The sequence below is a fragment of the Vibrio sp. YYF0003 genome, from assembly GCF_036350715.1.
In the GTDB taxonomy this organism is placed as follows: domain Bacteria; phylum Pseudomonadota; class Gammaproteobacteria; order Enterobacterales; family Vibrionaceae; genus Vibrio; species Vibrio natriegens.
In genome coordinates, this window is sequence record NZ_JAZDWA010000002.1 from 136,025 (window position 1) to 161,366 (window position 25,342).

Sequence of the window (25,342 nt, forward strand, 5' to 3'; positions counted from 1 at the left end):
CACTTGTAACCAGATACAATTAAGCCTCACATCTTTGTGAGGCTTTTTCGTTGTTCTATTTGAATGGTTTTTCAAGTTGTACGGATTAGTACTTGACTTGATAGTTCAGAACAAACGTTCTTCCGCGGCCTTTGTAATCGTAGGCTGCTGATTCGTAATGAGACGAATACACAATTTGAGCGCGCTGACCCCAGATGGTGGTGTAATCTTTATCGAACAGGTTTTGAATACCAAAGCCTAGGCTACCAACGGGAAGTTGATAGTTACCGACGAGATCAAACACGGTGTAGCCATTGAGTTCATTTTTATCGTCATCTTTGTAGTCAAACATGGTTTGGCTTTGGACTTTTACTGATAGCTCCGAGTCAACCCAACCCGCCCACGCGTTCGCTTTTGAGGTACTCGCTTCACCCGCGGTAAAGTCTTGCCAGCCGCCGTCGCCTTTGACTTCTGAGATGACGTAATGACCCGATGCTCCGAGCTGAATATTGTCATTCATCCAGTAAGACGCCATCGCTTCCAGGCCGTAGACACGCTTCTTGTCATCAATTTCATCGATGAGCATGGTTGTCTTGTTATATGTCACTGACTTATCAGACTGTGAATAATAAGCGGCGGTTTGTACATTCAGATCGCCAGTATCCAGGCGGTAACCAAGTTCAAAGCTGTTGGTTTTAATGCCCGACATCTTAGATTTATTTACGTTGATGCTATCGTTAAGCTGCCAGTGATCGCCAACAAGGGTGTAGTCTCCTTGTCCATAGTACTTAGCCGGGTCTGCTAGGTCGAAGCCTTGAGAGAAGTTCGCCCAAATTTGCGAATCGCTATCTAAATGATAAACCGTACCCAAGTTAAATAGGCTAACACTGTAGTCGGTTTCACCGCCCGGAACGGCATCAGCGGAAGTACCATTGCCTGCTGCTATTTTCTTCTGTTGGCTGTAGCCAATAAAATCGTCAATCTCGTTTGATATGTATTGGTAACGAATACCGCCTTCAACGGTCCAGTCATCAGTGATTGCATAATCAGTTTGCACAAATCCGGCAATGGAACTGACTTCGATACCAGGATATCGGCCAACTTTCGCGTAAGTTTTGTTGATCAGATTGCCCGAATTGTTAGCGATGGTTGGATCGTAGAGCGCTTGATTGCTGTCGAGTTTATCCTGATAAGCGTCGATGCCATAAACGATGTTTAGTCGGTCAAAGCTTTTCGCCAGCGCCGCTTTTAACGAAACAACATCGGTAATTTGTTGACCAGAAGACTGATAATAAGGTGTGTAAGTTTGGTCTTCTTTACGGTACGAAGCTTCTGCAATCAGATGATGTCCGAGAAACTGCTCGTCGACGTAAGAAGCACTGAGCATCATACGCTCGGTTCCATGTTCGCGGTCTGAATCAAAGCCTTTTCGCACATCAACAAAATCGCCACCGACAATGTACAGACCATAAGGCGAATCTTGTTGGCTGTCATAGTATTGTGCCAAAAGATTCAGTTTCTTTGTCTCAGAAATATTAACGCCAGCGGTTGTTAGAAAATCAACGGTTTTATTAAACTGTAACGAGCCCTGCGAAATGTCCGGAGTCACAATGTCGCCATTAGCATCAAAGTAGCCTTGTGTTTCACTGTACATAACAGAAGCGCGGGCTTGAATCTTTTCACTGCCACCAGAGATGGCTTGACCTACTTTATAATCAAAATCTTCGCCGGAGTTAAAGCCTGAAGACCCACCAATAAAGGATTCAAACTCAATATCTTCGCTCTGGGCTTTTTTCGTTATGATGTTAATCACGCCACCTGAAGCGCCAGCACCATACAAAGAGGTTGCCCCCGAAAGAACTTCAATGCGATCAATATTAAATGGATCAATGGAATCTAAATATCGACTGATTTGTCGGGATGATTGCAAAGAGACACCGTCAATCATGACGAGCATCTTACGTCCACGCAGGTTTTGGCCGTAATTGGTTCTTGCACCGCTGCTTACATCTAACGATGGAATGGTTGACGCCAGGATCTCACCAAGCGATTTCCCTCCACGATATTCTTGTTCGATCTGTTCGGAGTCGATATACCAAACTGTGCCCGGAATATCACTGATCGCTTTAGGGGTGCGGCTTGAAACAATAACCACTTTTTCATCAGTGACGTATTCTTCTGCTTGGGCTGCCAACACTGTACTTGCAGCGGTTACGGCAAGTGCAACAGTGGAAATCTTTAAACTTCCTTTTTTATTGTTCATTTTCTTCTCTATGTTTATCAACAAAAGGACTCTTAAATCCTCTGATAGGGTCGCTGACCTTTGATTTTGTTTTAATTAAATAAGCCTTCGTCTGTCACTGGTAAATGAAAGACAAAACAACTTAGATTGCTACAAGTCGGGCAGATTCGATGTGGTGTTAGCGGTTCATTGAACGTCGTCAAACCGCGGAATTTCACTGCGACAACCCTTTATTCTAAATAAGAATCATTATTATTGTATTTTTGATGCAAAAATACAATATGCAAGTGCAACTTTTGTTTACGCCAGCGTTGGTTGAGTGTTTTCAGTGCGAAGCGTTGAAAAAAATAGGAATGAACAAGCAAAGCTATGGGATGAGTAAAAGAGCCTGTACACAGTTAGTCAGGCTCTCGGAATGTTGAGCTAGTGGAAAAATGGAAGGTTGGAGCGAGTAGGACCCAGGTGTAGAACTCGAAGTCCAGCTAAATGAGTTTGTGGGCAATGTTGTTTAATAGGCTCTCTCGCTGCGCACGAGGTACATTCATCACATCTTGATAGGTTCGTTTCATAACGCGAATGTCATTTTCCAGCAATTGAGCGAGCTTTGTTGCGGCTTGAGTGTTATTTCCCTTTAACAACAGTTCAATGATCTCGACGCGTCGTTGGCAAGAGGTCGTCACAGAGGATTGAATATGCATGGATACCAGATCGGTGGCTTTTCGCAGACGGTTGTGTTGCTGCATGATGCCCAACAAAAAACGATTACCCGAGCAAAACGCGAGTACTTCGTGAAATTCAGCGCTTAAATTAAATAGCTGGCTTGCCGTTATGGTTTGTGGTTCGGCAATGGCTTGTAGGTGACGGTCTAGTAGAGTTTCAAGTGTGGCACGATCCAGCTTCCAGCTTGGTTCGAGCAGACCTGCGGGTTCGAATATAAGGCGGCATCGATAGCTTTCTGTATGCCTGTCGAGTGTATTCAGCACACCTTCAAGTTGCCACTTGTAGCCTGGACTTCGGTGGAGGATCGCGTCACTTTCCAGCAGTCGCAGAACATTTTGTATCTCACCTCGGTTGGCGTCATAACGCACTTGAAGCTCTTTCTCTGATATAGGGCACTCCAGCTCACCAAAAAACAGATCCATAAGTACTCGAAGATAAAGTTTCTCTTCACGGGATTGCTGATTGGTGTTTTGTCCCATTTCCGCAATATTTTCAGCGTCGATGAGTAGCACAAAACCTTTGTTAGGAACCGCTTTAGTGATGCCTTGATCGGCCATATATTTAAGCACGGCGCGGATTGGTGTTCTTGATACGTCGAACTGCAACGCTAAAGACGATTCATTCAAACTACAACCAGCCAGCGCATTGTCTGCCTTTAGTTTTGCGATAACTTTGAATAATAAGTCTTGTTGGAGTCGTGTGATTGCTGTCGTGCCCATAGAGTGAAAACGCGGTTGGTACATTTGTCTTCATGGTAAACACAAACGCATTTGATTGCTATAAATTGTGTTTTCGCAGCATAAATACAAAGCTTAAAAGCTGTGAGACGACGAGAATAGTGAACTGAACATTATCGTTATTCCGACCTGTGGCATAGGAATACTCAACGTTACACGTAACGACAGGTGAAATGTGCGGAATGATATAGTAGGTTGAGTTACGCTACTCTCTGGTTTTACTCAATCTTATGCCATGGTCACGGAGGACATTGTTTTATGGCTGATATTTGTTGGACCCAGTTTCGCCACACGCTTCATCAATTTCCAGAGTTATCCAATCAGGAAACCGAAACCGCGCAGCGCATTATGGAACAATTCCGCCATTTTGCACCGGATAAAGTCGTCACCGGCCTTGGCGGAAGTGGTTTGGCGTTTATTTACCAAGGCTATAAACCGGGACCGACGACACTGATTCGTTGCGAACTGGATGCGCTACCGATTGATGAAACGAATACCTTCGATCATCGCTCTGTTCACCACGGTGTTTCTCATAAATGTGGGCACGATGGGCATATGGCGATTGTATCCTCGTTGGGGGAGATGCTCAGTCAAAACCGTCCTGCCAGTGGAAGAGTGATTCTTGCTTTTCAACCTGCGGAAGAAACGGGAGAAGGGGCGATCAACATGGTGAATGACCCGAAGTTTACCGATATGATGCCCGACTATGCGTTTGCTCTGCACAACTACCCCGGTCTGCCTCTCGGACACGTCGCCGTAAAATCCGGCCCGTTTAACTGCGCCTCGCGGGGAATGATCATTCGTTTGCAGGGCAAAACTTCACACGCGGCACACCCGGAAAATGGTGTAAGTCCGGCTATGGCGATGTGTAATATTATCTCGCAACTGAATACTCTGCCCGAATCTCTTAGCGAGCGCTGCTGGGTAACAGTGATTCACGCAAAATTAGGGGAAGTCGCGTTTGGCACGGCTCCTGGGGAAGCGGTCGTGATGGCCACACTGCGTAGTGAAAGTAATCAGACGATGCAAGCCTTAGTCGAAGCAGCAAGCGCATTGGCCGAGCAAAATGCAGACAGCTATGGATTAAATTGGTCACTGGAATGGCAGGATGTATTTCAGTCCAGCGTGAACTCGAAGCAGGGTTGTGAGCTCGTCGTGCAGGCTTGCCGCGATACTGGGACGGCGTATACTTTGCTTGATGAACCAATGCGTTGGTCAGAAGATTTCGGTCAGTTTACCCAAGTCGCGAAACAGGGCGCCATGTTTGTATTAGGTTCAGGTCGGGAGAGTCCGCAGTTGCATAACCCTGATTATGATTTTCCTGATGAGCTGACCCCTGTCGGACGAGCGATTTTCTTCAGCCTGATAGAAAGGATTAATGGGTTCTAGATACTGCTCTCGAACGTGTTGATGATCAAACGAAGTGACTTTGTCCATGCATCTCGTGTGACTATTGGTAATTAAGCGTGTTAGGAAACTCAGACACGCTTCTGTCCGTCGTTTGAGTCGGCGAACTTTTACCTGAGAGTGTTAAGATTACTGTAAACTTAGTAAGGTATCATTCTCAATATAGTAATTTTCTTATCAAATATTATTTGTGCAATTAAATCGAGTAAATATATAGACTTATTTGGTTAGACAAGCTAGTTTAAATAGAATAGTGCAACCAATTGCTTAGTGTTTTATATGAACAAACGCAGCCATTTATTAGTCTTTTCCTCTAATATTGTCACCTTACTGGCGATCAATGTTTGCATTGCGTCAATTTTAGTAATGACTAATGTATATGGGCCTCATGCTACTAATGAGAAAATTTATTGGTTGCTGTTGATCTATGCAATTACCGGTGTACGTTATTGGGTTCATTATGGTATTTCTAACGACAACCAATATAAATTAGACTTTCATTTTATTGGTGTCACTATCTCAGCAATTGCATGGGCTGCATACCCTTATATATTTCATCAAACAATGACGTTAGAAGAAGTCATGTTCACGCTAGTCATTTTTTGTGGGATGTCGGGTGGTAGCGTCACATTACTCTCTGTTGATCGGCGTTCCGCTCTGGTGTACGTAGCAATTACCATCTTTCCATACAGCTTTATATTACTTACTGGAAACGATGTTACGCTAAGAAACTTTGGGGTAATGGGGATCGTTTATGGAATTGCACTATGTTTGACAGCCATAAGAAGTGCCAATTTTGTTTACGCATCAATCGATAATCAAACTAAAATTGAAAGCTTAGTATCAAGCCTTGAAAATGAGGTTGACTCTAGGACCAGTAGAATACTTACATTAGAACGTCGTGATATGCTTTCCGGGTTATATAACCGAAATAATTTCGCCCCAGCGATTGCTATAAAACGCATTAATAAAAACAATCCTGCACTACTCAATAGCTTTATACATGTTGATATAGAAAATCTGCATCTTATTAACGATAACTATGGTCATGAGTATGGTGACTTTATTATTTCGGAAGTTGGTGAGATATTATTAAATAATGATAAACTTCACGGTTCAATTTCTGCCCGGTATGGGAGTGATGAATTTATTATACACACTTACGTTTTTTCAAAAGTAGAACTAGAACAATTTATTAGTAATTTAAAGAAACAGATAACCGTGTATTTTCAGTCAGGAAGTATTCGTGTTAAGCCGGACTATCATATTGGCTATTATATTTGTGATGATAGCGTCCCAATCAATACTGCAATCAGAAATGCGTATTTGGCTGTTAGTCATGGCAAAAGAAATAACTTACGTGTTAGTTGTTTTGGCAAGAATATACAAGAGAGTTATGAACGAAAAGAGTATCTATGTGAAGCTATAAAAAAAGCGATTAACGATAATAGTTTTTATATGCAATATCAGCCAATAGCAAGCGTCAGAGACGATAAGATACACTCTTTTGAAGCATTAGTTAGGTGGGATTTAAAAGGGCAACGAGTCTCGCCTGACGAATTTATAAAGGTGGCTGAAGAGTATGGATTGATAATAGATCTTGGGCGGTTAGTGTTAAAAATGGCTATTGAAGCGTTAGCTGCTGTTAACAAGATGCATCCGTACATTTCCATATCAATCAATGTTTCGGTTATTCAGTTCGAAGATGAAACCTTCTTGGATAGTTTAAAACTGTTCATTTCTCAGTATTCGGTAAACCCAAACAATGTTCATTTGGAAATCACAGAAACTGCAATGATTACGAATATTGAGAAGCTAACTCAAAGTATTTTGAGTGCAAAAGAGATCGGTGTGATGATTTCAGTCGATGACTTTGGAACGGGTTTCTCTTCTATTTCCGTGCTTAGAAATTTAAAAATAGATTATATAAAAATCGACAAATCATACATTGATAACATTTGTCTGCATGAAAAAGAACAAAGCATAGTCTCTGCGGTGACTAAGATGGCTCATACGATCGGTACTAAGGTGATCGCAGAGGGTATTGAATCACAAGAGCAGCTAAATTCTATAGCACAAAACGACATTGATTTTTACCAAGGCTATCTTTACAGCAAGCCCGTATCGTATCAAGAAATGCTCTCGTATTGCCAAGACCCCCAAAAGCAAGCTAGCGAATCTTTCCTTTCGTGGACGAGTTCACCCTACACGAGTTGATAGGTCAGGATGAAGACGAGATGAGCACCATGAAGAGAATTGCTGTTATTGGCTCCGTGGTTCAGGAAAGCCCACATTTTTATCCCTGCGTTGCTCGCGTTAGGTCCAGCGACTAAATAATTAAGTTTTGAAATCTGTCGCAACATCTAGCTTATCCTTTCAGGCGAATGACTTGATGGCCTTAAAATTCCAATGACATATATTTAGTGGGGTTTTTATGGAAAAGGCAGAATTCATCCGGTTGCACTTGATTGAAAAAGGTGTTCCCGTGGACTTAACTAAACCAACAATATTTGTTTGGCCAAAATACAAAGACCTCTCGAAAAAGCCACTAGTATTCCAGTCGCTAGTAAAAGTGTTTTTAATGGATAGCTTACTTTTGGGGCCATTATGGGGAGCGTTCATGTGGGCATTCTCTTGGCATAAAGAGCCTGAACATTGGAGGTTCTATCTTATTGGCTTCGCCTTGTTTGGTATTTTAATGGGATTTATCACCATATTTAGAATTATCAAGGCTAGAAAGAGTTTGGGTGAAAATAACTGGGAAAACTGGTGTAAGCGAAACTACGAGTAACGCACTATGTCAGGCGTTTAAGATGATTTCTAACGCTTGGTATCTTCAATTTTAAATGGTGTTAGCTTGCTCGCAAACAGTAGTACCAAAAGTATGCTTCTAGAAATAATGGTCTGTTATTGTTGCAGAATTTATCTGCATGGTATCCGAGATGTCCGTTCTCAACATTATTCTCGTTAGTAGTTTTTTATTGAATTTGTCTATAGATTGGTTTGAGCTGGAAAGTGCGAGAACCTCGTGCTTGTGGGTTTCATTTCTCGTTTCATGCACGTTTATTCTTGACGAAATGACCTGGCTGCAATCAGGCACTTACAAATGTGCTGAATGGATAAAAACCTTTTTTATTGCCTATATAACCTGTGAGGTGACTTTGGTGATCAATATGATTTACAGGTTGGCGAATAAATATAGTGTAACCTCAATGTCTTGGTATACTCCATGTTTATTGCTAGCTGGTTACTCACTCTACCAAAAGGTATACAAAGGTTAGAGTTTGCGTTGCTCACGTCTTCGCAAAGTATTGTGTTCGAGAGGAATTTGAATGTTCAGGGAAACAACGAAGGCTGATTTTGAGTTATTTTGGCCAACCTTTTCAGCCGTTATTCGCGCTCAGGAAACCTACGCGTTTGACCCAGAAATGACGTTGGAAGAGGCTTACCGCATCTGGTGTGAAGTTCCGTTGAAGTCGTACGTTTATGTAGAAAATGACGTGATTTTAGGTTCCTACTACCTGAAGCCTAATGCTATGGGCCCAAGCAATCATATTTGTAATTGCGGCTATATGGTTGCAAGCGAAGCGAGAGGGAAAGGTATCGCTCGCAAGATGTGTGAGCATTCGCAACAGCTAGCCGAAGAACTTGGTTTTGAAGCGATGCAATTCAATAGCGTTGTCTCGACGAATGAAGTCGCGGTTAACCTGTGGCAAAAACTTGGCTTCAGTATAATTGGTACGATACCTAAAGCCTACAGACATGGTCGTTTGGGGTATGTGGACAGTTTAGTTATGTACAAATGGCTCAGACCATAACAATCAGGGCTAAGCATGAATCCTGAGTTATTGGGAAGTAGGGTGACGTTAAGGGCGATCACAGCGCACGATGCAGACGATCTGTTTGAAATATATGGTGATTCTCAAACAATGGAGTTTGCTTCCGATGCTGTTTTTACATCGCAAGACATGATTCAGCAAATGTTGGAGAGCGTCGCCCGTTTAGAGAAGTCAGGTGAATCATTAGAATGGGCAATTGCCGATAAAAGCACCAATAAAGTGATTGGTACTTGCGGCTTACACACTTTTAGTGATTGTGGTCAAGCATGTGAGGTAGGTTGTTTACTTAATTCGGATTACTGGCGGCAAGGCTATATGTCTGAAGCACTCAGTGTATTGTTTTTACATGCCAAATCGCTGGGAATTACAAAGTTATATGCAGATATAGATGATGGTAACTTTCGTTCTCAGGCGTTGTTTAAGAAGCTGGGTTTCAATAATCAAAATGGCCAGTTTCAACTCACCATTTAAGTCAGCCTTTGAGCAGACCTGAAAGCGACTGAAGGAATTTAAATGAGTCGCAAGGCTGATGAGCGCATAGGTGAAGCAAAGCCTCGTATGGTAATCCGAGGCTTCCTAAATAATTGTTTAAACCAGTTAGCCTTGATTATACAAATTCGAGCGAGCGAACCACTTTACACGGATTACCTACGGCCACACTGTTTGCTGGGATAGACTTATTTACAACGCTTCCAGCACCAATTGTGCTGCCTTTTCCTATCGTTACTCCAGGCAGAATAATGCAGCCTCCACCAATCCAGACGTCATCTTCTATGGTAATGGGTTTTGCTTGTCCAATATGTTTTTTACGTTCGCGAGGGTCTAGTGGGTGAATGGCCGTATAAATTTGCACATTGGGTGCAATAAAAACGTTGTCACCAATCGTCGTTGGACAACAATCTAACAGCACAAAGTTATAGTTAATAAAAACGTTATTCCCAAGCGTTGTGTTGATGCCGTAGTCAATTCTTACGCCTTTCTCTATATGCACGTTTTCTCCCACGTGCTTAAAAATACTTTTGATAACCTGTGTTTTTTCTTCCGTCTGACGAGAACTTAGCTGGTTGAAGTGATCCGTTTTATCTCTGGTTTGATAGCGTATTTCTACTAGTTCAGGGTCGTTAATTAAGTACGGCTCCCCAGCCACCATTTTTTCGTAGTCCGTCATTCACATAGCCTCCTGATAAATTATTTAAGACAGTATAGAGAAGGCTTTAGAACTCAGACATGAACTAAATGGCTGTAAATATGTAGCATTTCGCTCATTTAAAAGGGGTAATAATCAAGAAGAGGCGAGTAAGTTTATTTCAGAAAGAGAATAATTAGCGTGTTCAACAGTTAATAATCGCGCTTCTTATCAATAGAACTATAATTAGCCAATATAAAACAGTATAGGTATGGCTATTATGGCAATTCGAAGGATACATTCCGTAATTCTATTGATGACTATCTTTATCTCTCCTGTGGCTACGTCAAGTGATATGGGAGATGACAACAAGGCGAAAGGAAAGTACTTGGTAACAATAGGTGGTTGTAACGATTGTCATACCGCTGGTTATGCACCGAGTGGTGGAGCCATACCTGAGTCTCAATGGCTACTTGGCGAACAGCTCGGTTTTCGAGGGCCATGGGGAACCACTTACCCTATAAACTTGCGAGAGTACATTGGTAATTTGAGTGAATCAGAATGGGTAGCCACAGCAAAAGAGCTCAAAACCAGGCCTCCGATGCCTTGGTGGATTTTAAACACCATGACAGAAGATGACTTACGCGCTGTCTACCAATACGTTAAGAGTTTAGGCAGTGTAGAAAATACGGTTCCATCGTTTGTGCCTCCTGAAGAGGAACCGAATCCACCATATATTCAATGGCCACAGCCACCAGAGTAAAGCCGCTCGATAAATTATCACGTACAGTTATCCGACGCTCGGTATAACAAGATTCAAAAACGGCACCCTTAGATTGAGTGCCGTTTGTTATTTGGACTGAAATGTTAAAGCTGAGTTTATTAAGCGTTCAGAACAAACTTTTCGATAGCTCTTGCCACACCATGGTCATCGTTACTTGCCGTGATGTAGTCGGCGATCTTTTTGGTTTCTTCCATGGCGTTTTCCATCGCGATGCCTAAGCCCGCAAATTCCAACATATGATGATCGTTTTCTGCATCACCCATACAAATCACTTCTTCCGGTTTAATAGATAAGTGCTCAGCAATCGCAGCAATACCAATGCCTTTATTGCTTAATGGGTTAAGAAATTCCAGGAAGTATGCCGCGCTCTGAACGACGGTAAATTTGTCACGCATTTCCGAAGGCAATGCAGCAATGACTTCGGTTAGCTTGCTTGGCTCTGCAACCATCATCGCTTTGATAATTGGGTGGTCATCTTCCAGAGATTCAAAGCACATTTCGGTGACATTAAGGCCGTTAATTTTTGCTTCAATATCGGTGTAAGGGTTGTTTTCGTTAGTGATCAATCCGTGAACCTGACTAAACGCATGTACATAAGCGCCGAGTTCTTTTGCTTTTTGAGCGACCAATTTTGCTGCTTTACCGTCGATGATTTGCTGGTGGATGATTTCATTTGTGCCAATGTTTTTCACCATTGAGCCGTTGTAGTAGAGAACGAAATCTTTGTCTGAACGAATGTCCAGCTCATCTAACTTATCTTGCATGCCATCGATTGGACGACCAGAGGCCAAAACAACGGTTACGCCAGCCTCTCGAGCTTTGGCGATCGCTTGTTTGTTCTCATCTGAAATTACTTTTTCGCTGTTTAACAACGTGCCGTCCATGTCTAGGGCGATCAGTTTATACATGTTACTTACCTTAAAATTCAAAATTGCGGCGTGATTTTATTAACAACCTTTTATTAACAACCACTAAAAATGCGTCCTGCCTATGAAACTACAAAATGGTCTATTTTAACAATTAATTTTTGGTTTGAATTGACCTAGACACAGCTCTCCATTAAGGTCTTCGCCTCGAAGTATTATGAGTGAGTGAGTTCTACGTTGTATAAGCTAAATGAGATGTTTGAAACCATCCAAGGAGAAGGGGTCTTTACTGGCGTTCCTGCTGTTTTTGTTCGTCTTCAAGAATGCCCGGTTGGGTGTTCATGGTGTGACACGAAACAGACGTGGGAAGCGGCAGAAGAGGACCAACGTTCGATTGGTGATATTCTGATTAAGACGGAAGATTCACCGACGTGGTGTGTTGCAACGGCAGAAGACATCGTAGAGCAATATAAGAAGCAAGGTTTCAACGCAAAGCATATCGTTATTACTGGCGGTGAGCCGTGTATTTATGATTTACGCCCGTTGGCACAAGCGTTTGAAGACATGGGTTGCCAGTGCCAGATTGAGACCAGTGGTACGTCAGAAGTCGTGACGACAGAGAAAACCTGGGTGACAGTGTCACCAAAAGTGGCAATGAAAGGCAAATTACCCGTGCTGAAAAGCGCATTGGAAAGAGCGAATGAAATCAAGCATCCGGTAGGGACTCAGAAAGATATCGACCATCTTGATGAGCTATTAGCGTCTGCTGAAATTACACCGCAGACGATCATTGCTCTGCAGCCGATAAGCCAGAAGCCTCGCGCAACTCAATTGTGTATTGATACCTGTGTTGCTCGCAATTGGCGCTTGTCGATTCAAACTCATAAATACCTAAGTATTGCTTAAGCTCGGAGAGTAACATGAAAAAAGCCGTCGTTGTTTTTAGTGGAGGGCAGGATTCAACTACCTGTCTTGTTCAGGCACTGAAAGAATTTGATGAAGTACACGCGATCACTTTTGACTATGGTCAGCGTCACAAACTCGAGATCGAGGTAGCTCAACAGGTAGCGAAAGATTTGGGTGTTGCAGCGCATAAAGTGATGGATGTGGGCTTGTTAAACGAACTGGCTATCAGCTCTCTTACTCGTGATGACATTCCTGTCTCGCATGAACTGCAAGAAAATGGCCTGCCGAACTCGTTCGTTCCTGGGCGCAACATTCTATTTTTAACACTAGCGGGCATTTATGCCTATCAGATTGGTGCAGAGACAGTTATCACTGGCGTTTGTGAAACCGACTTTAGTGGCTACCCTGACTGTCGTGATGACTTCGTGAAAGCAATGAATGCCGCTTTGGTAAAAGGTATGGATCGTGAGTTGACGATTAAAACTCCATTGATGTGGCTGAACAAAGCGGAAACCTGGGCGCTAGCTGACCAGTATGATGCGCTGCAACTGGTTCGCGAAAATACGCTTACTTGTTACAACGGCATCATCGGCGATGGTTGTGGTGATTGTCCATCCTGTGATCTGCGTAAAGCAGGTTTAGAGGACTACCTGAATAACAAAGACGCGGTTATGCAGTCATTGGTTGAAAAACAAAATTCCGAAGCTTGATACATAAGGGATAACTCCAGTGAGACTGGTATTATCCCTTACTCAGGTTAACAGGCTGGTCGTAAGCATCGACAAACACATTACTGCCGCTGCTTTTTGCCTGAGATAGCGCTTGGTCTAAAATCGAATAAAGTTCATCAAAATGAGTTAATGGATTTGATGTCGCGAGGTAGGCCAAGCTTGCTGTTACAACGACTTCTTCATTCTTTTCTGTTTTGATGCTTAGTTCTGAAATCGTTTTGTGTAGGCTCTGAAGTCGGAATGGGACATCGATTTCATCAACATTCTTAAGTAGTAGAACAAACTCTTCACCACTTAAGCGCCCAATAAAGTCATCTTTGTTCAACTTCGTGCTGATTTTCTGACAAACCTGCTTGAGTACCAAGTCTCCTGCCGGATGTCCGTAAGCATCATTAATTGACTTAAAGTTATCTAAATCGACCAACGCGAGGACATAGCGTAATTCTCCGTCTGTTTTTGTTGCCTGTCTCTTTATCGTTTCAATACTGGTGGAACGATTCAAAGCGCTGGTCAAACTATCTAAACGCGCCTTTTTCCTAGCCTGTCGCTGCACGACAACTGTCAGTATGAGTAAAACCACCAAACAGAAAACAATAAAGTTATAGATGGTTTTTTGTTCTGTAAGTTTCTCAAATTCAGTTTGTTTTAGATTGCGCTCAATGTTTAAGCGAGCAAGATTAAGATCGTACTCATACTCATTTTTTGTGAGGTCCAGAGCTTCCATCGCTTTCATGTTTTTTGAATCACGATTTGCCAACTCTAATGTTGAATACGCTTCGTAATGTAACAAAGCGGCTTGAAAGTTATTCAGGGCCTGATAAGCCTTAGAAAGCAGCAGTTGAGCCTTGGCTTGTAGTAATGGCCGTGAATTGTCCGTCGATAATCTTAGCGCAGAATTAGCGTGCTCAATCGCAGTCTTGGCATCCAAGCTTTTCAGGTATGCAAAACCTGCGGCTAAGTGCGCTTCGGTTTGAAGATGGTTATTTTCGTACCGTTCACCAAGTCCCAAGGCTTGATTCACATACTTGAGCGCCTCTTCCACATTGCCAGATTCGGCTTCAGCTGATGAAAGGCCAAGATAGACTAAACCCTGACCGTATGGATACTCAAACTGCTCTAGAATAGTGAGTGAGTTTTTATAGTGTGTAATGGCTTTATCAAAGTCTTTGGCTTTGGCATACATGGCAGCAAGGCTGTGCTCGACCTGTGCTACTTCGACTGGTGTTCCATCTTGTTGACGAGCAAGCAGGGCCTGTATTAGATATTGTTCAGATTGCTCAAACTGCCCGAGCTCTGCCAATAAATTACCAACATCGTTATAGACTCCAGACGGGTCGCTCTGATAGGGCATATTTGCAAGAAGTCGACGGTATACGCTTATCGATTTTTCATAGTCGCCACGAAAATTGTAGTTATTGGCGATGACGCGAAGCGAGAGATCTTTCGGGAAGTTCTCCTGATGCTTATTATCAAAATGGCTTTCTAACGATGAGCAGAAAAAATGCGCTTTGTGGTAACGCCCTTGTTGATTCAAGGTGTAACAAAGTTGGTAATTCATCAGGGCTTCACCCTCGATGCTAGCACTTTGTTTCATCTTATTTCTTAGCGAGATAAAGCTCTTTACCGACGCATCATAGCTGCCTTGTCTTCGCTCATTTAAAGCGAGAATGTATTCGGCTTCGAGCGTGGCAAACGCATTGTTTCGCCCTTGGCTATTGCCATAATAGGGCTGTTTCATGTTAGACATGTATTCATAAATCAAACCACTTACATACAGCTTCTCACTTTCATATTTTGCGGTGTGATAGCGGCTTTGAAGCAGGCTGAGCGCTGACTTGGCATTGGTTTTTAATGTAGCCTGATAAACTGAATGCCATTGAGTAACGTTCTGATTTTGTTGGCTGTAGTGAGGGTGACTATAGGCCGGACGACAAAAAAGCAAGAGGCAGAGCAGGAGATACAGCGTGCGCATATTATGATGTTATCGATATTACTTTTGTATGGATAGATTACTCATTATCTACTGAGTTGTATGAATCAGTGAAGTATGTAAAGGCGAAAAGAGTGACAAAAACTATGCGCTTTGTCGATATTTGGAGTGAAAGTTATAAAAATACTAAATTAAAAGACCCCAGCTTTGTGGGCTGAGGTCTCATCAATTAGTCTACATAAAGTTTTGCTAGATCTTGTGGTTCCATTTCTTTGCCTTCTAACTGCGCGTTCCAGTTAGTGCCAACAAGAACACCATCTTCAGCAAGAGTAAGAAGCCAATCTTCTACAAAAATATCCAAAGGAATTTCCAGGACATCGAAATCAGCCCACTCTTCAACGTTATGTGCTTCTGCATCTTCTTTCGATGACCAGAAAGGCATAACTTCACTATTTTCGAATTCAGTCGAATCGCAGGATAGCCAACCTTCTTCGTTACGCAGACCCCAAACTAACTGGTTTTCTTTAGTTTCGGACACGAAAAGGTCAAGGTTTTCTTGGATATCTGATGTAAGTTTGCTCATTTCAAAACTCTCATTGTTATGACGTAGCTAGGTTAACATTAAAGGGCGGATTCCTAAAGCATAATACGGTTTGCATCGTTGCTAAAAGGAAAGGAGCCGAAGCTCCTTTGTTTAATTTAATGGTGGCAATATTCAGGTTAATTCTTTGGTAGCGTCGTAAAGACTGTCCACTCTTTTTTTACTTCGCCTTTATACCCGATCACGGTTGCCGTCACTCGTCGGTTTTGAGCATGACTTACTTCATCGGTTCCTGATGTTGCCAGAACAGTATCTCCGTACCCGACGATAGTCACTCTTTCCGGGCTTATTCCGTTACTCAGCAGCTTATTTCTAACGTTATTCGCGCGTCGTTTAGAAAGGTCCAGGTTGTGTTCTGGCGTACCTGTACGGCTCGCGTAACCCTGAATTTCAATAGAGGTTTCAGGATACTCTTTCAAAAAATTAGACAACTCGTATATCTGCTGCGAAAACACAGGGTTGATGACATCTGAATCATTGGCAAACAGAACTCGGAGCTGCATTTTCTCTGATGAGTTTTCATATTCACCACAACCATCGTTGTCTATGTCAGAACCTTCTGGTGTACCCGGGCACAAATCCCTTTCGTTGATCACACCGTCACTATCATCATCAAGGTGATCGGCACTCTGCTCAGCGACAGGTGTATCCATGTATTCATATTCGTCACCGTTTTCATCTGGTGAAGAACTACACGCAGCCACTGCGAATGATAGTGCAATAATAGTTATGTATTTCATAATTAGTACTCCACCTTATCTAGCCATTCTTGTGGAACTTCGACTCTCAATGCACTGAGAAGCTGACCTGTTGCGTTCATTACTCGATATTTTGCAAACTGCTCTGCATATTTTGCGTCAAGGTAGTCTTTACGCGCTTCAAACAGTTCATTTTGTGTGTTCAAAACATCAAGAAGGGTTCGTTGACCTATCTTGTATTGCTTTTCGTAGGCAATCACCGTTTCAGAAGCAGAGTCTACGTGATCCGACAAAAATTCTTTTTGTTGGAGTGTTAAATCCAGCGCTGTCCAAGAAAGTTTTAACCCTTCCTCCACATTTCGGTACGCGCTTTCTCGTAAATCTTTCGCTTTGTTAAGTTGGTAAGCGAAACTGTCTGCGTTAGCGACATCACTGCCGCCGTTAAACAAGTTATAACGAAGTCGAAGCATAGCTAAGGTTTCATCACTTCGGCCTTTAAGACCATCCGCATCATCTCGCCATGTTTGCGATGCCTCTATCGAAATTGTTGGGTAGTACACACCTTTTGATTGTTTGTACTGGAACTTCGCTGAGTCGACATCTGCAAGAGCTACTTGAATCACAGGATGGAGTTCGTATGCCGTACTTACCGCCTCATCCACCGTGTAAGGGAGGAAGTTTTCATCAGCTCTAGGAAAGATTAACCCTTGAGGTGATTGTCCGACTAAGCGTGTAAACATCGTATGGGTGTCGTACAGGTTATTTTGTGCTGCGGCAAGGTTACCGTGTGCTTTAGCGATACGAGCTTCCACTTGGGTTAAATCAGCGGTTGACCCAATGCCAGACGTGACGCGCTTTGAAATGTCTGAATAGATATCTTTGTGAACCGCAAGGTTGTCTTCTGATAGTTTCAATACTTCATAGGCTTTTACGGCATCTAAGTAAACTTTTGCGACCTCAAGTGCCTTGTCTGACGCATCAGCTAAGAGTTGGAACCTTACCGATTCTGCATCGGCAGCTGTTCGGTCAATGTCATTCAGCGTCGCACTGCCGTCCCAAATCAATTGGGTCAACGTGATCGACGCTTCTTTTCTGGTGTAGTCTGTGTCGCCGCGAGCTACCTCGTCAGACGGGTCCAGACCTTCGTAACCAATCCCCGCATCCAAATCAATAGATGGTAGGTAAGCACCTGTAGAAGCATCATTTACGTACCGCTTACTCGTAAATTCGTTGAATGCACTTTTAATATCTGGGTTGTTTTGTAACGTCAATGTCACTGCTTGCTCTAACGTTTGACCGAAAACGGGTATAGACACCATTAAGCTGCAACAACAGGCGTATTTGAGTCGGTTCCATTTCACGGTAATTCTCCTAAAAATCGTGATTCTTTTTGTTGTTTTATCTCATTGGTGAGACAGAACACCACAATTAACAGTGTTTGAGTTAGGAATAGATCAACCTACTGTTAAACCAAGGCTTTTGATTAGAAAACCCACGGATTTACCTGTATAAACCGTGGCGCATAGGTCAATAGTTGCTTAACCAACCAATAGGCCAAAACAGGAAAAAAGCTTGAATTTTGAACATCATAACGGTCCGCAGACTGTGCATTTACCCGCTTTTAGAAAACCCCGCCCCTTGAGTTGAAAAGCTTCGTAAGCACCAAACATACAACGAAAAATATGATGATTTTGTCTAAACTATAGTCGTAAATTAAAAGGTGACAAACTTTTGGATTAGTTTGAATTGGGGCGAGGTAGGTATGGATCGAGTAACTTTGAGCTCTTTAATGGGCAACATAGTCGTGATCGGGCTTGATGGGAATATAAGAACCCTTGCAAAAGGAGAGTCTCCAAAGCCTGGTGAATTAATAATCGAAGAGGTTTCAGATACTTCGGAGCTAGTTGTTGAGCAAGTTACACCGCAAGGCAGCTCGATCAATGTGACGGATGACATTACCGCCCTGATTGAAGCTATCGGTCAGGGACAGGACCCTACACAGCTTGGTGAAGACTTTGAGACAGCTGCTGGTGGAGTAAACGGTTCGAGCCCTCAAACTACAGGGGCGATTAACCGAACTGGTACTGAAGTACTAGCTAGTACTAATTTTGAGACAGTTGGCATAAATGGAACAGGATTTTCTAGTACTCAAGTTCAGACACTGTTGGATATTTTCCAACCGCAAGCTCCTGCTCCTCAAGTCACACCACTGCCTGCAGAGGTCGTCGTTCAAGAAATATCCAGCCCAACAGTCAATGAAGGTGACCAAGTCGTTTTTGACGTCACTTTAGATCAGGCAACCGAAGTCATAACGGATATTGAAATGACTTTGGGTGATGGCTCAGCAGTCGGCGGCTCTGCTGGCGAAGAGGGAACTGACTACGTAAATACCACCGTTATCGTCACATTATCAGATGGTACGACTCAAGAAATCCAAGTGAATGAAGACGGGACGTTCACAGTTTCTCTCCCAATTGGAGAGCAGTCTTTCACGGTCAGTTTAGATACGGTTGATGACGATATTTATGAAGGTCCAGAAACCTTTACCTTGACTGGCACAACCGTAGACCAAACGACGCCTGTTTCTGGTACTGCAACTGTTTTAGATGACGGAACCGGTCCGGGAACTGATCCGGATGATGACCGTCCAAGCGTGTCGATTTCAGATGCGGGTATTGTCGATGAAGGCGATATCGCTTCCTTCACAGTGTCCTTGAGTAATGCCTCGGAAGACGCGGTACAGGTTCAACTCACTCTAAATCCAGGGGAAACCGAAGCGGGCGATTTGGGTACCTTAGAATACAATACCGGCTCTGGCTGGGTGACTGTGCCCGTCGATGGCATGGTCACTGTACCAGCAGGCATGACCGAGTTTGATGTGCGTGTTGCGTCAACTCAAGATGAGGTTTACGAGGGCGCGGAAGACTTCAGTGTGACCGTAACCGGCATTGGTGCCGTTCAGGGCAGCGACACTGGCCTGGCAACCATCGTCGATGATGGCAGTGGCCCTGAGCCGGATCCAGACGATGACCGTCCAAGCGTATCGATTTCAGATGCGGGTATTGTCGATGAAGGCGATATCGCTTCCTTTACGGTGTCCTTGAGTAATGCTTCGGAAGCCGCAGTACAGGTTCAACTCACTCTAAATCCAGGGGAAACCGAAGCGGGCGATTTGGGTACCTTAGAATACAATACCGGCTCTGGCTGGGTGACTGTGCCCGTCGATGGCTTGGTGACCGTACCAGCAGGCATGACCGAGTTTGATGTGCGTGTTGCGTCAACTCAAGATGAGGTTTACGAAGGCGCGGAAGATTTCAGCGTGACCGTGACTGGCATTGATGTCGTTCAGGGCAGCGATACCGGTCTTGCGACCATTGTCGATGATGGTAGTGGCCCTGAGCCGGATCCAGACGATGACCGTCCAAGCGTGTCGATTTCAGATGCGGGTATTGTCGATGAAGGCGATATCGCTTCCTTTACGGTGTCCTTGAGTAATGCGTCGGAAGCCGCGGCACAGGTTCAACTCACTCTAAATCCAGGGGAAACCGAAGCGGGCGATTTGGGTACCTTAGAATACAATACCGGCTCTGGCTGGGTGAGTGTGCCTGTCGATGGCATGGTGACCGTACCAGCCGGCATGACCGAGTTCGATGTGCGTGTTGCCTCCGTTCAGGATGAGGTTTACGAGGGCGCGGAAGACTTCAGCGTTACCGTAACCGGCATTGGTGCCGTTCAGGGCAGCGACACTGGCCTGGCAACCATCGTCGATGATGGCAGTGGTCCTGAGCCGGATCCAGATGATGATCGTCCAAGCGTATCGATTTCAGATGCGGGTATTGTCGATGAAGGCGATATCGCTTCCTTTACAGTGTCCTTGAGTAATGCTTCGGAAGCCGCAGTACAGGTTCAACTCACTCTAAATCCAGGGGAAACCGAAGCGGGCGATTTGGGTACCTTCGAATACAATACCGGCTCTGGCTGGGTGAGTGTGCCTGTCGATGGCATGGTGATCGTACCAGCCGGCATGACCGAGTTTGATGTGCGTGTTGCCTCCGTTCAGGATGAGGTTTACGAGGGCGCGGAAGATTTCAGCGTGACCGTGACTGGCGTTGATGCTGTTCAGGGCAGCGACACTGGCCTGGCAACCATCGTCGATGATGGCAGTGGCCCTGAGCCGGATCCAGACGATGACCGTCCAAGCGTATCGATCTCCGATGCAGGTACGATTGACGAAGGTAGCACTGCGACCTTTACCGTGACGTTAAGCAATGCGTCTGAAGATGCGGTCCAGGTTCAGTTGGCATTAAACCCAGATGAGACCGAAGTCGGCGATTTGGGTATCCTGGAATACAACACTGGTTCAGGATGGGTAGAAGTGCCAGTAGGTGGACTAGTCACCGTACCGGCGGGCATGACGGAATTTGATGTGCGCATTGGCACTACGTCAGATGATGTGTATGAGGGACCTGAAGACTTCAGTGTGACTGTGACTGGCATAGGAGTCGTTCAGGGGCAAGACACAGGAACCGCGACCATTGTAGACGATGGCACCTTAATCGATGATGACCGTCCAAGTGTCTCTATCGTTGAAGACAGCGTGGGTGTGAACGAAGGCACCGATGCGGTGTATACCGTGAAGTTATCCGCGGTGGCCGATATCGATGTGACCGTCAGGTTGAACACCTCAACCGACGGTAGCAACACAGCGGAAGCGGACGACATTGGTGGCTTTGTAGTGACCTTAGCCGATGGCGTGACCGTGGTGAGTGCCAACAGTGACGGTACGTACACCATTCCAGCGGGTCAAACCGAGCTGAAAGTGACCGTACCAACCACAGACGATGATGTTTACGAAGGGGATGAAACCTTCACCGTGGCGGTACAAGGCGACACGGGCGTTCTTGGCAGTGACAGCGCGTTGGGCATTATTTACGACGGTGGTAACGGCCCGGATCCCGATCCGGATGATGACCGTCCAAGTGTCTCTATCGTTGAAGACAGCGTGGGTGTGAATGAAGGTACCGACGCGGTGTATACCGTTAAGTTATCTGCGGCGGCCGATATCGATGTGACCGTCAGGTTGAACACCTCAACCGACGGTAGCAACACAGCGGAAGCGGACGACATTGGTAGCTTTGTAGTGACCTTAGCCGATGGCGTGACCGTAGTGAATGCCAACAGTGACGGTACCTACACCATTCCTGCAGGTCAAACCGAGCTGAAAGTAACGGTGCCAACCACAGACGATGACGTTTATGAAGGGGATGAAACCTTCACCGTGGCGGTACAAGGTGACACGGGTGTGCTCGGCAGTGACAGTGCGTTGGGCATTATTTACGACGGTGGTAACGGCCCGGATCCCGAACCGGATGACGACCGTCCAAGTGTCTCTATCGTTGAAGACAGCGTGGGTGTGAACGAAGGTACCGACGCGGTGTATACCGTGAAGTTATCCGCAGCGGCCGATATCGATGTGACCGTCAGGTTGAACACCTCAACCGACGGCAGCAATACGGCGGAAGCGGACGACATTGGTAGCTTTGTGGTGACCCTGGCCGATGGCGTGACCGTAGTGAATGCCAACAGTGACGGTACCTACACCATTCCAGCGGGTCAAACCGAGCTGAAAGTGACGGTGCCAACCACAGACGATGATGTTTACGAAGGGGATGAAACCTTCACCGTGGCGGTACAAGGTGACACGGGCGTTGTCGGCAGTGACAGCGCGTTGGGCATTATTTACGATGGTGGTAACGGCCCGGATCCCGATCCGGATGATGACCGTCCAAGTGTCTCTATCGTTGAAGATAGCGTGGGTGTGAATGAAGGTACCGACGCGGTGTATACCGTTAAGTTATCCGCGGCGGCCGATATCGATGTGACCGTCAGGTTGAACACCTCAACCGACGGCAGCAACACGGCGGAAGCGGACGACATTGGTAGCTTTGTGGTGACTCTGGCTGATGGCGTGACGGTCGCCGCCGCGAATCCTGACGGCACATACACCATTCCAGCCGGTGAAACCGAACTGAAAGTGACGGTACCAACCACAGACGATGATGTTTACGAAGGGGATGAAACCTTCACCGTGGCGGTACAAGGCGACACGGGCGTTGTCGGCAGTGACAGTGCGCTGGGCATTATTTACGACGGTGGTAACGGTCCTGGTCCTAACCCGGATGACGACCGTCCAAGTGTTTATATCGTAGAAAATAGCGTGGGTGTAAATGAAGGCACTGACGCTGTTTATACGGTCAGGTTATCGGCAGCGGCAGACATCGACGTGACGGTAAGATTGAACACGTCAACAGGAGGAGCTAATACTGCTGAACCTGGCGACATCGGCGCTGTTAAGGTTACATTGTTGGATGGAACAGTAGTGACCGCCAACAGTGATGGTACGTACACCATTCCAGCGGGTCAAACCGATCTCAAATTGTTTGTACCAACCACGGACGACGATGTGTATGAAGGTGATGAAACCTTCACGGTTGCAGTCCAAGGTGCTACAGGAGTACTTGGTACCGACACTGCACTGGGTATTATTTACGACGGTGGTAACGGCCCTGGTCCTAACCCTGACGATGATCGTCCAAGCGTCTCTATCTCAGATGCTGGTACCGTAGATGAGGGGGCCACAGCGACCTTTACTGTGTCATTGAGCAATCCTTCGGAAGGTGCAGTTCAAGTGCAGTTGGTATTAAACCTAGACGAAACAGAAGTGGGTGACCTTGGCACGCTTGAATACTACACCGGTTCGAGCTGGGAGGAAGTACCTGGGGATGGCATCGTGACCGTACCGGCGGGGATGACGGAATTTGATGTGCGTATTGCGACCATCGATGATGAAGTATACGAAGGACCAGAAGGCTTCAGTGTTACCGTGAATGGTTTGGGCGCAGTGCAGGGCACCGATACTGGTCTGGCGACCATCGTGGATGATGGCACTAAAACGGACGACGATCGTCCAACTGTGTCTATCTCGGATGCAGGTACCATTGATGAAGGTAATTTCGCTACATTTACCGTGTCATTGAGTAATGCTTCAGAAGCGGCGGTGCAGGTTCAGTTGACACTAAACCCGGATGAAACAGTAGCAGGTGACCTTGGCACGCTAGAATACAATACCGGTTCAGGTTGGGTTGCCGTGCCTGTCGGTGGTGTCGTGACGGTGCCAGCGGGCATGACTGAATTTGACCTACGTATCGAGTCTATCGATGACGGTGTATACGAAGGTCCGGAAGATTTCAGCGTAACCGTAACTGGCTTAGGCCCAGTACAAGGCAGTGACACAGGTCTAGCGACTATCGTGGACAACTCACCTCCAACAGCCCGTGATTTCATCATCTCTCTCAATGTTGAAGAAGGTATGTTCCCTGTTCAGGATGTAGATTTTGATGGTCTAACAAGCGCCAATGAACAGCGAGTTGAAGACCTCGAAGATGATGCCAATGGTGCAAATGATGCCGATCTTGAAATTGTTATAACTTCATTACCTGAACATGGAGAGCTTTATTATCTGGACAATGGTGTAGAAGTCATCATTGATCAGGACTTTTTAAATGATCCGAATAACAAGTTGTATGAAAATACAGATATTAAGTACCGTCTGACTGATGACTTCTTTGATGAGCAGAGCTTTGATTCGGCTGATCTTCTTGAAGATCAAGGGAAAGATATCTTGGTTGGTTCTTATACACCACCTAACTCGAACTTAACGTTCACTGGAGGTCAGATAATCACCATTGGTAACAGCATCATCTTTGATTCCGACGCTCAGATCTCAGTCGATTTTGCAAATCAACAGGTCGGGTTAGTTGTTATTTCTCCTAGTGAAACGGGTCAGGGTGATGAAATCAGTACTGGTGAGTATATTACGCTAGAGTTGGATGAGGATTTATCAGCAAATGAAGCGAAACTGAATTTAGCCAGTCTGAATGACCGTTTCAATAGTGGTGCTGCATGGTTAACGGCGTACATCTTCCTAAATGGTGCTCTTGTTGATGTGCAGCAGTTTTACTCAACTGATATTACTTATACAAGTAACCATGAAGGTTTTATCACAGTTGATATGGCGAATGGTAGCTTTGATGAAATTCGACTTACTCCAGAAACCAACAGTTCAAGTGATAAAGCGGGCTTCACCTTAGTTGGGACTGAAATTACCAGCTTTACTGATGTGAACGATGACTTTACTTATCAGGCAATCGATACTGATGGTGCGCTAAGTAACGAAGCAACCGTATCTGTTGACTTCAATAACGTCACTGCTGAGTCTGTCGCAACGGCTGACTACAATACTCAATCGCTCACATTGACCGCGGCGGCAGATGCCGAGTCCAACGTCATTATGGGTGACGAGCAAGACAATGAGTTAATCGGCACCAGCGGTAATGATATTTTAATCGGTGGTTTAGGCGATGATATCTTGACGGGCGGTGAAGGTGACGACGTCTTCAAATGGACAGAAATGAAGTCTGCTACAGACACCGTTACTGACTTCGAAACTGGTGATCAGCTTGATTTTGCTGATTTGTTTGAAGATGTGAGTCAGAGTGACATCTCGCTATTGCTTGATGACTTGGGTTCTGGCGATTACAGCGGACAAGTTGACGATATTAGTATCACCGTGACGGAAAGAGGCCCTAATTCAACCTTGATGATTCATAAAGGTGGTATGGATTTAGAGGTTAATTTTGACGGTGCTTCTGCGGCAGATATTGCGAATAGCTTGATTAGTAATCTGGAACATTTACGAGAATAGATGCCTTTAAGT

At 44.9% G+C, this 25,342-nt stretch carries 17 protein-coding genes; 9 read left to right on the forward strand and 8 right to left on the reverse strand.

Annotation, left to right across the window (positions count from 1 at the left end):
- Nucleotides 1-85: 85 nt before the first annotated feature.
- A complete protein-coding gene (locus V1U08_RS07135; RefSeq protein WP_330470299.1) occupies nucleotides 86-2,242 on the reverse strand; it encodes a TonB-dependent receptor in 2,157 nt (718 codons plus the stop codon).
- A 461-nt stretch (nucleotides 2,243-2,703) separates the two neighbouring features.
- On the reverse strand, nucleotides 2,704-3,660 hold the full coding sequence (locus V1U08_RS07140; protein ID WP_330470550.1) for an FCD domain-containing protein: 957 nt from the start codon (nucleotides 3,658-3,660) through the stop codon (nucleotides 2,704-2,706).
- A 276-nt stretch (nucleotides 3,661-3,936) separates the two neighbouring features.
- Between V1U08_RS07140 and V1U08_RS07145 the strand changes: the two genes are divergently transcribed.
- From V1U08_RS07145 to V1U08_RS07165, 5 genes are all read left to right on the forward strand, one after another.
- Nucleotides 3,937-5,067, forward strand: coding sequence for an amidohydrolase (locus V1U08_RS07145; RefSeq protein ID WP_330470300.1), 1,131 nt, complete (start codon nucleotides 3,937-3,939; stop codon nucleotides 5,065-5,067).
- Nucleotides 5,068-5,364: 297 nt separating this feature from the next.
- Nucleotides 5,365-7,302 (forward strand): putative bifunctional diguanylate cyclase/phosphodiesterase, encoded by a 1,938-nt coding sequence (locus V1U08_RS07150; RefSeq protein ID WP_330470301.1) that lies wholly within the window; start codon nucleotides 5,365-5,367, stop codon nucleotides 7,300-7,302.
- 217 nt (nucleotides 7,303-7,519) lie between these two features.
- Nucleotides 7,520-7,876, forward strand: coding sequence for a DUF6404 family protein (locus tag V1U08_RS07155; RefSeq protein ID WP_330470302.1), 357 nt, complete (start codon nucleotides 7,520-7,522; stop codon nucleotides 7,874-7,876).
- 541 nt (nucleotides 7,877-8,417) lie between these two features.
- Nucleotides 8,418-8,903: a GNAT family N-acetyltransferase gene (locus tag V1U08_RS07160; RefSeq protein ID WP_330470303.1), complete on the forward strand. Its 486-nt coding sequence runs from the start codon at nucleotides 8,418-8,420 to the stop codon at nucleotides 8,901-8,903.
- A 15-nt stretch (nucleotides 8,904-8,918) separates the two neighbouring features.
- The gene (locus tag V1U08_RS07165) at nucleotides 8,919-9,395 is read left to right on the forward strand and encodes a GNAT family N-acetyltransferase (RefSeq protein WP_330470304.1); all 477 of its coding nucleotides are present in this window, start codon (nucleotides 8,919-8,921) and stop codon (nucleotides 9,393-9,395) included.
- A gap of 136 nt (nucleotides 9,396-9,531) precedes the next feature.
- On the opposite strand, the gene V1U08_RS07170 is transcribed toward V1U08_RS07165, so the two are convergent.
- The gene (locus V1U08_RS07170) at nucleotides 9,532-10,092 is read right to left on the reverse strand and encodes a sugar O-acetyltransferase (protein WP_118118608.1); all 561 of its coding nucleotides are present in this window, start codon (nucleotides 10,090-10,092) and stop codon (nucleotides 9,532-9,534) included.
- 238 nt (nucleotides 10,093-10,330) lie between these two features.
- On the opposite strand from V1U08_RS07170, the gene V1U08_RS07175 reads away from it, so the two are divergent.
- Nucleotides 10,331-10,813: a c-type cytochrome gene (locus V1U08_RS07175; RefSeq protein WP_239950004.1), complete on the forward strand. Its 483-nt coding sequence runs from the start codon at nucleotides 10,331-10,333 to the stop codon at nucleotides 10,811-10,813.
- Between the two features lie 119 nt (nucleotides 10,814-10,932).
- On the opposite strand, the gene V1U08_RS07180 is transcribed toward V1U08_RS07175, so the two are convergent.
- Nucleotides 10,933-11,742, reverse strand: a complete 810-nt coding sequence (locus V1U08_RS07180) for a Cof-type HAD-IIB family hydrolase (protein ID WP_014231921.1) — start codon at nucleotides 11,740-11,742, stop codon at nucleotides 10,933-10,935.
- Nucleotides 11,743-11,955: 213 nt separating this feature from the next.
- Between V1U08_RS07180 and queE the strand changes: the two genes are divergently transcribed.
- Together queE and queC are read left to right on the forward strand one after the other, a co-directional pair.
- Nucleotides 11,956-12,606, forward strand: a complete 651-nt coding sequence (queE, locus tag V1U08_RS07185) for a 7-carboxy-7-deazaguanine synthase QueE (protein WP_237316934.1) — start codon at nucleotides 11,956-11,958, stop codon at nucleotides 12,604-12,606.
- A 14-nt stretch (nucleotides 12,607-12,620) separates the two neighbouring features.
- Nucleotides 12,621-13,316, forward strand: coding sequence for a 7-cyano-7-deazaguanine synthase QueC (queC, locus tag V1U08_RS07190; protein ID WP_014231919.1), 696 nt, complete (start codon nucleotides 12,621-12,623; stop codon nucleotides 13,314-13,316).
- A 31-nt stretch (nucleotides 13,317-13,347) separates the two neighbouring features.
- Here the strand turns inward: queC and V1U08_RS07195 are convergent, their stop codons facing one another.
- The 4 genes from V1U08_RS07195 to V1U08_RS07210 form a co-directional block, all read right to left on the reverse strand.
- Nucleotides 13,348-15,309 (reverse strand): tetratricopeptide repeat-containing diguanylate cyclase, encoded by a 1,962-nt coding sequence (locus V1U08_RS07195; RefSeq protein ID WP_330470305.1) that lies wholly within the window; start codon nucleotides 15,307-15,309, stop codon nucleotides 13,348-13,350.
- A gap of 187 nt (nucleotides 15,310-15,496) precedes the next feature.
- Nucleotides 15,497-15,850 (reverse strand): DUF2750 domain-containing protein, encoded by a 354-nt coding sequence (locus V1U08_RS07200; protein ID WP_014231917.1) that lies wholly within the window; start codon nucleotides 15,848-15,850, stop codon nucleotides 15,497-15,499.
- A 137-nt stretch (nucleotides 15,851-15,987) separates the two neighbouring features.
- Complete coding sequence (locus V1U08_RS07205; protein WP_330470306.1) at nucleotides 15,988-16,608, reverse strand: OmpA family protein; 621 nt, start codon at nucleotides 16,606-16,608, stop codon at nucleotides 15,988-15,990.
- A gap of 2 nt (nucleotides 16,609-16,610) precedes the next feature.
- Nucleotides 16,611-17,927 carry a TolC family outer membrane protein gene (locus tag V1U08_RS07210; RefSeq protein WP_330470307.1) on the reverse strand — a complete coding sequence of 439 codons (1,317 nt, stop codon included), beginning with the start codon at nucleotides 17,925-17,927 and terminating at the stop codon, nucleotides 16,611-16,613.
- Nucleotides 17,928-18,328: 401 nt separating this feature from the next.
- Between V1U08_RS07210 and V1U08_RS07215 the strand changes: the two genes are divergently transcribed.
- Nucleotides 18,329-25,330 (forward strand): Calx-beta domain-containing protein, encoded by a 7,002-nt coding sequence (locus tag V1U08_RS07215; protein WP_330470308.1) that lies wholly within the window; start codon nucleotides 18,329-18,331, stop codon nucleotides 25,328-25,330.
- Nucleotides 25,331-25,342: the final 12 nt, after the last annotated feature.